Annotated in this window: 3 protein-coding genes; all 3 read right to left on the bottom strand. The window is 61.5% G+C overall.

Annotated elements, in window-relative coordinates; genetic code table 11:
* Positions 1-356: NADH-quinone oxidoreductase subunit NuoI (gene nuoI / locus MPJ51_RS00170; protein ID WP_298380975.1), on the bottom strand; the 356-nt coding region annotated here is incomplete at its 3' end.
* 2 nt (positions 357-358) lie between these two features.
* Positions 359-1,396 carry an NADH-quinone oxidoreductase subunit NuoH gene (gene nuoH / locus MPJ51_RS00175; protein ID WP_298380976.1) on the bottom strand — a complete coding sequence of 346 codons (1,038 nt, stop codon included), beginning with the start codon at positions 1,394-1,396 and terminating at the stop codon, positions 359-361.
* Between the two features lie 207 nt (positions 1,397-1,603).
* A partial coding sequence (locus tag MPJ51_RS00180) for a molybdopterin-dependent oxidoreductase (RefSeq protein WP_298380977.1) occupies positions 1,604-2,113 on the bottom strand: 510 nt, incomplete at its 5' end.

Here is a 2,113-nt window from a genome sequence, read left to right on the forward strand (position 1 = left end):
ATGGCATCGACCGGGCAGGCCTCTTGGCAGAAGCCGCAATAGATGCATTTGGTCATGTCAATGTCATAGCGCGTGGTGCGGCGGCTGCCGTCTTCGCGCGGTTCGGCGTCGATGGTGATGGCTTGGGCCGGGCAGACCGCCTCGCAGAGTTTGCAGGCGATGCAGCGTTCTTCACCGTTCGGGTAGCGGCGCAGGGCATGCTCACCCCGAAAACGAGGGGACAGAGGACCTTTTTCGTGCGGATAGTTCACGGTGGCCTTGGGGGCGAAGAAATACTTCAGCCCCAGCTTCATGCCGACCCAAAAGTCCTGCAGAAGGAAGTATTTGGCAGCGCGGGTGTAGTCGATTTGGGTCATGATCAGCCTCCTACGCCCCAACGCGCGAACGCGCCCCAGAACCAGTCGAATTTCGCCGCAAAGGCCACGAAGACCACCCAGGCCAGCGAGAACGGCAGGAAGACTTTCCAGCCCAGACGCATCAGCTGGTCATAGCGGTAGCGGGGCGTGATCGCCTTGACCATCGCGAAGAGGAAGAAGAAGAACGCCATCTTGGCGACCATCCACAGCACGCCGTCGGGCAGGCCCGGGATCGGCGACAGCCAGCCGCCGAAGAACAGCAGCGTGGTCAGGGCGCACATCAGGAAGATGGCGATGTATTCACCGGCCATGAACAGCAGGAAAGGCGTGGCCGAGTATTCGACCTGATAGCCCGCAACCAGTTCCGATTCCGCCTCGGGCAGGTCAAAGGGCGGGCGGTTGGTTTCGGCCAGCGCCGAGATGAAGAACAGGAACACCATCGGGAAATGCGGCAGCCAGTACCAGCTGAACAGGCCCAACCCGCCATCCTGCGCCCGCACGATGTCGCCGAAATTCATCGACCCGGTCGAGAGGATCACTCCGATGATGATCAGGCCGATGGAGACCTCATACGAGATCATCTGCGCCGCAGAGCGCAGCGAACCCAGGAACGGGTACTTTGAGTTCGACGCCCAACCGCCCATAATCACGCCATAAACCTCCAATGAGGACACGGCGAAGACATAGAGGATGGCGACGTTGATGTCCGACAGAACCCAGCCATCGTTGAACGGGATCACCGCCCAGGCGATCATCGCCAGAACGAAGCTGGTCAGCGGGGCAAGGATGAACACGGCGCGATCGGCCCCGGCGGGGATGACGACCTCTTTCACCACATATTTCAGCGCGTCAGCCACCGATTGCAGCAGGCCATAGACGCCGACCACGTTGGGGCCGCGGCGCATCTGGACAGCGGCCCAGATCTTGCGGTCGCCATAGACGAGGAACAGCAGCGATATCATCACAAAGGCAACAACTGCAAGCACTTGCGCCAGAATGATGATGGCTATTCCGCCTGGGGTGTTAAAGAATTCAGCCATTGGTCCTCACACCGTGGGTATTCCGTTGTCCGCGTGTGATGCAAAGGCCAGGTGCCTGCGCATTCAGCGGCTGGGTCGGCGCGTTGGTGTAAACAGCATCTGCCGTCATAGCGCCACCCTTTTTGTTCAGTTCCTCACGCATTTCCCGCGCGACGATGCCCATCGGCACGGCGCGCGGATCAGCACGTGATATGACCGCAGCCCGGTTCATTCCGCCGCGATCTTTTCAGCCTTGCGCGCCTGCGCCTGTGCCGACAATTCGGCCATCAGTTGCGAGGCGCGGGCAATCGGGTTGGTCAGGTAGAAATCCTTGACCGCGTTGCGGAAGGTGGCCGTACCCAGCGGGCCTGCATCCAGTGCCTGAACTTCATTCTCGATCACTTCGTCGATGCGGGCCAGATGCGGCACCGCCTCGATCAGCGCGCTGCGCAGTTGCGCCAGCGAGTCGTAGGGCAGCGTGGCGCCCAGTTCTGCGGACAAGGCGCGCAGGATGGCCCAGTTTTCCTTGGCCTCACCCGGTGCAAACCCGGCGCGCATGGCCAGTTGCGGGCGGCCTTCGGTGTTCACGAACAAGCCGTTTTCCTCGGTATAGGCCGCGCCCGGCAGGATCACGTCGGCGCGGTGCGCGCCCCGGTCGCCATGGCTGCCTTGGTAGATCACAAAGGCACCGTCGCCGATCTCAACCTCATCCGCGCCGAGGTTATAGATCACATCCGC

Origin of the sequence: Ruegeria sp. (assembly GCF_028066395.1) — a bacterium.
Taxonomy (GTDB): Bacteria; Pseudomonadota; Alphaproteobacteria; order Rhodobacterales; family Rhodobacteraceae; genus Ruegeria.